This window comes from candidate division WOR-3 bacterium (assembly GCA_026418155.1).
Classification (GTDB): domain Bacteria; phylum Hydrothermota; class Tepidihabitantia; order Tepidihabitantales; family CAIPLT01; genus JAOABV01.
The window spans coordinates 19347-27179 of record JAOABV010000020.1 but is presented as its reverse complement, the minus strand read 5'-3'; the positions used below and the strand labels follow the sequence as shown (position 1 = coordinate 27179).

The following is a 7833-nucleotide window of genomic DNA, read 5'->3' as shown; positions in this document are numbered from 1 at the left end:
AGTTTTCCTTTAGTATCATAGATTTTCAATGAGACCTTTTGTGCTTCAGAAAGATTAAATGAGATATTAGTCTTATTGATGGCTGGGTTAGGATTTGCCTTGACTTCGGTTTCAATCAAATTAGTAAAATTATTTTCTGTAAGGGAAATAGATGGCACTATTGTTAACTTAATATTGGGACGGTTGAAAGTTTGAATTAGGTAAGGAAGGGCATCTAAACCTCCTTGTCTACATCGATAAACTGGCGAAGTTGAAGTATAACGATAGTAAGGACAGAGCGGTACCGGAATATACGGCTGGTAACCTTTTAAAATTAAGACCTGAAGATTATCTGTATTATTATAGAGAAAAGGAGTTGTTAATGCGATTTCCATCCAACCATTTGTTGAATTATTAGGAAATGCACCATTAAACACTATAGAGAAACCAACAGATGAGAGTAAAGTGGTTGCAAGCGATGTATCAGCAGTATGTTTCATATAAACCGTAACATTTTCTATTGGGTCAATATTATCACCGCGTTGTTTATAATAAGCAATGTGGGTTATATTACCTGAATGACCGATCTCTGATTGCAGATAAATTGCTTCGTGCCCAGAATAGTTATAGAAACGATTTATTGGTCCAGCATAAGAACTTGTTGTATCGGTGCCAATTATTACTTCTACTTGCTGTGCGGATAAACTTATTATAAACAACATTATTATTATAATCACACCTTTCATATGCTACCTCATCAAAATTAACTTTTTACTAAACCTTTGCTTTGGTGTTTCAAGAATGTAGAAATAAATGCCTTTAGCCACATTAAGTCTATGTTCGTCTGTGCCATCCCAAGTGATATTATGGACTCCTGAACTCATCACCCCATCAACTAAAGTTCTAATAAGTTTTCCTTTAGTATCATAGATTTTCAATGAGACCTTTTGTGCTTCAGAAAGATTAAATGAGATATTAGTCTTATTAGTGAATGGATTAGGGGTTGCGCTGATTTTAGATATAATCAGATGAGTATTAAAATCGTTTTCAATAAGGTCTGAAACCTGCCTTATCATTAATCTTATATTTGGTCGGTTATAGGTTTGGTTTAGATTTGTTGGAGGAGTGTTGTCATTGTATGCTTGTCTTGTCCGATATATTGGTGATGTTGTGGTATATCGCCACCAAATAGGTTGTATGGCTAAGTATGCTTGATAACCTTTTATAATTAAGATTTGAAGATTATCAGAATTGTTATATGGAAAAGAGGTCGTTAAACTGACTCCCATCCATCCTTGGTGTGCATTATTAGTAAATGTGCCGGTAAAAACTTCTGTATAGCCCATTAATGAATAAATACCATTTGCGAGTATTTCTTCACCCGTATGTTTCAAATAAATCGCGACATTTTCAATTGGACTCAAATCAACTGATAAGTGTTTGTAATATGCTATATGTGTAATTACACCTGATATGCCTATTTCTGACTGTAGATATATCGCTTCATGAGTTGAATAATTATAGGAACGATTCAGTGGTCCATGATAAGAATATGTGCTGTCTGTACCAATTATTATTTCTACCATCTGGCCTAATAAAATGTTGGGATTATGCCTCCCGCAAATATTATGATACACTTACACATTTTCATATTTCCTCTTGAGGTGTTTACATAAGTATCACCCTACTTAAACTTTACATCTTTTTTCAAATATTGTCAAGTGGGGAAAATTAGAAGTTTCTGAAACACACAAGGGAACCTTCAGAAAACACAAGAGAAATATTTAGTGAATTCAATAGGTTTAATGGCAAGAATTGACTTTTCAGTATTCTCAAATTAGAGTGTAAGGAAACTCAGGAAAATTTTGAATGTTACCGAATGGTGGGAAAAACAGTTAATTTTGTTTTGGTCTATTTTATCGCCATTAGGCTTTGTGTCTTGTTAGATTCCGTTTGTGATTAAGATTGTCTTACCAGGCTTCTACTATGTTTTAACATCAAAAATAGCCGAAAGTTTTTTGCTAATTTCCTCAGGTTCATAGATTACAGTAATTCCAACTTTTTCAAAGGCTTTAATTTTCTCTTGAGCAGTGCCTTTGCCACCAGAAATGATGGCACCAGCATGTCCCATTCTTTTATCCGCTGGTGCAGTCTGTCCGGCAATGAAGCCAAACACTGGTTTAGTGATATTCTTTGCGACAAATTCGGCAGCCTTCTCTTCATCGTTGCCACCAATCTCGCCGATAATGACAATGGCTTCGGTCTTCCTATCTTCTTGAAATAATTTTAGGCAATCAATAAAATTAGTTCCGATAATCGGGTCACCGCCAATACCAATTACAGTTGATTCACCATAACCGGCTTTGGTAATATGACTGGCAATTTCATAAGTCAAAGTTCCTGAACGCGAAACCACGCCGACTTTGCCTTTCTTAAATGCCATTGCGGGTAAGATGCCAACTTTACATACTCCAGGTGAAATTAATCCTGGTGAGTTTGGTCCGATGAGCCGAGTCTTTTTTCCTTTAAGATAAGACACAATTTTTGTCATTTCCAGTGTGGGAATGCCTTCAGAAACACAGACAACCAAATCAAGTTCTGCATCAATTGCTTCATAAATCGCATCAGGAGCAAACTGGGCAGGAACAAAAATTATTGATGTATTAGCATTAGTTGCAGTTTTGGCTTGTTTAACAGTATTAAATACCGGTAGGCCGCAGACTTCACTTCCGCCTTTACCTGGGGTCACACCACCGACGACTTTTGTGCCATATTCCAGCATTTGCTGAGTATGAAATGAACCATCTCTTCCCGTAATGCCTTGAACAATAACTTTGGTATCTTCATTGATTAAAATTGCCATATTTTATCCTTTCAATAACTCGGAGGTATTTGCATTTATTAAAACAGCCATATTTTACCTCTTCAATAATGCGCAGACTTTTTTTACCGCTTCAGTCATAGTTTCGGCAAATATGATGGGAGAGTTTTTAAGTAATGCTCGCGCTTGTTCTTGATTCGTGCCGACTAATCGAGCAACTATTGGCAAGGAGATGTTTTCTTCTCTCATTGCCCAAAGTAATCCTTGCGCAACATCATCGCATCGCGTGATACCGCCGAAGATATTGACTAAGATTGCTTTGACATTTCTATCGGCCGTAATAATGCGCATTGCTTCTCGCATTTTTTCTGGTGATGAAGAGCCACCAATATCAAGAAAATTCGCCGGATTGCCACCATATCGTTTAATCAAATCCATTGTTGCCATAGCTAATCCCGCACCATTGACAACACAACCAACATTACCATCTAATTTGACATACGATAAATCGGCTTTTTTTGCCTGCACTTCAGATGGTTCTTCAGCATCTAAGTCTCGTAAATTGGCAATGTCCGGATGGCGGAAAAGTCCATTATCATCAAAAACAATTTTGGCATCAACCGCAATAAGTTTATTATCACTTTTGACCAAAGGATTGATTTCAACTAAGGAACAATCTAAATCAATAAAGATTTTATAGAGATTCATTACCATATTAGTAAAATTATTTACTAATTCCGAATTGTCAAATAAAGCATAACCAATATTGCGCACCTGATATGATTTTAAGCCCAATAAAGGAGTAATTGATTCTTTTAGGATTTTTTCTGGAGTTTTAACTGCAACCTCTTCAATGTCAACACCGCCTGAGGCTGAGGCGATGAGAACAAGAGATTGATTTTCCCGGTCAATCGTGATACCAACATAATACTCAGCATCGATTTTAACCGCTTCGGCTAATAAGACTTTTTTGACAGTCAAGCCTTTAATATTCATTCCTAAGATTGATTTTACTACGGATTCAAGTTCATTTTCGTTGTGGGCAATTTTAACACCGCCGGCTTTACCCCGGCCGCCAACTAATACTTGGGCTTTAACCACTAAAGGAAATTTTAAGTCGTGAGCAATAATTTTTGCCTCTTCCCAGGAAACGGCAACTTTTTCTTGGGTTGTGGGAATATTATATTTTCTAAAGATTTCTTTTGCTTGATATTCGTGAATTTTCATAGTGTTACCTTTCTTTATGTTTTATAATAAGATCTTTATGTTTTATAATAAGAGGCTTTGATACTAATAAAAAATCTGGATACTCCAAAGTCTTGCTTAGAGTTGACATCAATATCTAATTTCGAATCTCGCAAAACTATTAATTTTTTTATCATTGTTCCAATACACTCCGCTGAGAAATCTAAAATTAAGATGGGGCTCAAAATATATTTCTGGTCCAATAAAAATTTTGGCTTTAATTGTGCCTGAAGGAAAATTTCTAACAGGCGTCTCAATTCCATCCCAGGTTTTGTTATCTAAATCACCGTAATTGCCTTCACCGTAGCGGATTTTAGATATAGTGAAATTTATGCGCGCTGTCTTTAAGGGATAATATTCTAATCGGCAGAAAATTTCATCCGCATCCGGTCCTAAAATGTGTCCTAAGGGGATTGAATATTGAGTATAAGCAATATGATAAATTCGATGGTAATAAGTGTATCTTGTAATTTTGGAATATTCGGTGCGCAAAGCAAATTGCCGGTAGGGATAATATGCGCCTAAAGTTAAACCATAACAATTGGGCGGTCGCTCTGGTCTAGTGTTGAACTCATAATTATCAAGAGCCAGTTGACCATAGATTTTCGTTTTTGCAAGATAAGTGGTAAAATCAAAGCCAAATAATATATTATCATCGTGACCGGTGTTGGCAACTTCCATATAGATTGGAATAATAGGATTCAAATACCCCCAAAAGCCTCGGGTTTGAAGTGAGTCAAAAGAATAGACTACTAACATTGTGCCACCAAGTCGCAGGATATTGGATATACTGATTTCTAATCGCTGTCCCGAAAGAAATCGGTGATAGTTATACCAGGGCGATAAACCAGCACAAAACCATAGAGCTTTAAAGTTTTTAGTTGCAGTTCTTAGTTGAATATGGTCTAATGATGGTGCATTATCAGATAAAAGAACAGAACTGCGAAAACCCGGACCAAAATATAAATAATCTCGACCAATTTCAACAGTCATAAAATAAAAGGGAAATGATAAATACGCTTCTTTAAGGTCAAAGGTCATAAAGTTACTTGACGATTTTACTCGGGTTCTTGGAACATGTAGACTTGATGGGTCGGCGGTGTCGGGAATCTTTCTATTATAAAATGTCATCTCATATCGATTATAGAGACTAATCTTAGAATTAGGGTCTAAATTAAAGACCGCACCAATTGAGCCAGTCTGGTTATCCGGAAATGGTATATAAGTAAATGGAGTCAAAGGAAAAGGAAATTTACTATAAGTGAGTCTTGAGAAGAGGTTAATATTGATTGAACCAGGTCCATAATTGAGTTTTAATAGCGGTTTGCGTTTAGTGATTTTTATATCCATCTGCAAATCATCAGCAAATTCACTTAATAGTCGATGGATATAAAATCCGGCCTGATTATTGGAATAAGTCTTACTGATGTTAGATTCTTGTAAAAGGTTTATAACTTCCTGCCTTGTCCAAGGTTTACTAATGGGCGGAATTGACTTGATATACCCAGTTGTTTTTAGGTAATCGATTGCCTCATAAATCCACGAATCAGTAGGAATGTTATCTAAAGGAGCAGTATTGACAGAATTAAATATTAAAAACCAAAAACTAAAAACAGATATCAAATATGCAAAAACTTTTTGTGGAGAAAGATGTTTTGGTTTTTGCATATTATCTTTATTTAATTTAGTTTATCATTCCCAGTTAGTCTTTTTATTAAAACTGAAATCTACCACTCAATAGTTAGATACATCTTGTTACCAAAGAAATAGAAGACAAACAGTGAGGTACAAAATTTACTTTTACGCTAATTTCTTGCTTCATGCATCTGTTTATCTTATCATTCCTAATCAATCTTTCAAAAGAAACCACAATTTATCAATCAATGACGAAACACGAGCCATAAATAATGGGTTTACGAGCATTGAACAAAAAATCAGTTTTAATTAACCTGCTAATTTTGAGCCCTTGCATCTATTATCTAATAATTCCTAACCAATCTTTCAATAAGAACTGAAATCTGCCAATTAGTAATGAGATACGTGCCATTACCGTATAGCCAAATGAGGCACCAAATCCAATCATTAAATAGATGATACCAATTTCCGCAGCAATTTGCGTAGTTTTCTTTCGTTCTTTGGAGAAGAAAAAGTAGATAATGGTGCAGATCACGCCAACAAATGAGATTAATGCCCAAAGAAAGAAATCCCAGCGTTGGAGGATTTCCGGTTTTAATACTGCACCTTGAATTTGCCGGATAATACTTGCCTGAAGTGTTGCCGGTATTGCCGCACCTGCGCCAAAACCTAAAACTAAGCCCATGGGTAGTCTTACTAACCAAGCAGTTTTAGGAATAAAACGAGCAAAATAACATAATCCAAAAACTAATGGGATAATATTTAATAATTGACCGTGTTTGAATAACGGAACGATTAAGTCCGGATAGAGCACATTGTGATAGGAAATAGATATTGAATAGCCGACCGAAACACCGACAAAGAGATGTTCAGCAAATTTATAGAATGGATTGTCGCGATATAAAAATGAAAAGATACAAAAAGTTAAAAAAGCACCAAGCCAAGTCCAAAAACTTGTTGCCAGATTCATTTTGTCCTCCCTTGAGACCGACGAATGAAAAAGTATCCAATATTTCCTAAAATTATGAGAATAAGAATCAAAAGATGGGCTAATGATTGTGAATCCATGGCTTGGGTGGCAGGTGTTCGGGCTTGACTATATCCTTTTTCTTTAACTAAGAACTCATATTCGGAAGCGCCTTTCATGCCGCCAAGCAGTCCAGTTAATTGACCGGTCTGTAAAAAAGGATACGCGTCGGCTGCAGAAACTGCGGTTGTGCCGGCACCCATTTTTAAGCCATATCGGGCTTGGGCATAGGCAAGCCAAGTGTTCATTCCCGGGTCACCAGCAGAGAGAGTGATAAAAAATGGAATGTCGCGATAATTTTTGATACTACTCATCATTGGTAAAGAATCAAGCGGTTTGCCGTAATAGTCAGTAGGAAATGCTTTTTTAATATCTTCGCCCATACCTAAAACTACTGGCAAAACGCCAGAGCGCCAACCTAAAAAGACATAATCCACACCATATACTTTATTGTATTCTTGAGAAACTGTGGCTAAGGCTTGTTCTCCCAATCCCATTCCTGTGAGCCATAATCCCAGGACAATGACTTTAATGTTTTTAGCAAAGGCGTGTCTAAGGATTGAAGTTAACATTGGATATAATTCCGGCATTGAGCCAGGGTCAAAGTCTATTGAAATCATCAAGGGTTTTCCTTCAGGAATGGCATCAACTGCATTAAAAACATCCATTGCTCGACTTGAGGCACGAGTTATCAGTCCAATGGGCTTTATTAAGGGAACAATAATTACTATTGCCAACACGACAAAGATGATTTTGCGGTCAATTTTGGCTAATTTTTCAAATATTTTCATAATTATTTTCCTCCGCTAAACGAAGACGCTCAAGGTCGAAAATAATCTTGAGCGTAAAGGCAACTGTGCCAAAAAGTAATACTAAACATAATTATTTTCCTCCGCCAAGCCAACCGCGTTCAATGCCAAGAATGATTTTTAACGAAGTAGCGATTGCACCTAAAGCAACACCAAACATAATACCTCTTTTTGCTGCCAGATTAGGCACAGAAAGTATCCACTCAGCGAATTCCGGTAGTCGGGGTGAAATTGAAGAGCCAATAGGCACCATTCCGAGCATCACAAAAAATGCCGCAATCAAAAGTAAAGTCGCCTCTTTAGTTCGTGCTCGAAAA

The 7833-nt window shown here is 36.5% G+C and carries 8 protein-coding genes; all 8 read right to left on the bottom strand.

Going from position 1 to position 7833, the window contains the following annotated elements; all coding sequences use genetic code 11:
- The coding region (locus N2201_03920; protein MCX7785360.1) for a hypothetical protein at positions 1-725 on the bottom strand (725 nt) is incomplete at its 3' end.
- A 3-nt stretch (positions 726-728) separates the two neighbouring features.
- Positions 729-1565 carry a T9SS type A sorting domain-containing protein gene (locus N2201_03915; protein MCX7785359.1) on the bottom strand — a complete coding sequence of 279 codons (837 nt, stop codon included), beginning with the start codon at positions 1563-1565 and terminating at the stop codon, positions 729-731.
- A 398-nt stretch (positions 1566-1963) separates the two neighbouring features.
- Positions 1964-2842, bottom strand: coding sequence for a succinate--CoA ligase subunit alpha (gene sucD, locus N2201_03910; protein MCX7785358.1), 879 nt, complete (start codon positions 2840-2842; stop codon positions 1964-1966).
- A 54-nt stretch (positions 2843-2896) separates the two neighbouring features.
- On the bottom strand, positions 2897-4027 hold the full coding sequence (sucC, locus tag N2201_03905; GenBank protein ID MCX7785357.1) for an ADP-forming succinate--CoA ligase subunit beta: 1131 nt from the start codon (positions 4025-4027) through the stop codon (positions 2897-2899).
- A 108-nt stretch (positions 4028-4135) separates the two neighbouring features.
- Complete coding sequence (locus tag N2201_03900) at positions 4136-5713, bottom strand: capsule assembly Wzi family protein (protein MCX7785356.1); 1578 nt, start codon at positions 5711-5713, stop codon at positions 4136-4138.
- A 307-nt stretch (positions 5714-6020) separates the two neighbouring features.
- A complete protein-coding gene (locus N2201_03895) occupies positions 6021-6650 on the bottom strand; it encodes a hypothetical protein (GenBank protein ID MCX7785355.1) in 630 nt (209 codons plus the stop codon).
- Positions 6647-7498, bottom strand: coding sequence for a hypothetical protein (locus N2201_03890; GenBank protein MCX7785354.1), 852 nt, complete (start codon positions 7496-7498; stop codon positions 6647-6649). Before N2201_03890 ends, N2201_03895 begins: the two co-directional genes overlap by 4 nt.
- 91 nt (positions 7499-7589) lie before the next feature.
- The coding region (locus N2201_03885) for a hypothetical protein (GenBank protein ID MCX7785353.1) at positions 7590-7833 on the bottom strand (244 nt) is incomplete at its 5' end.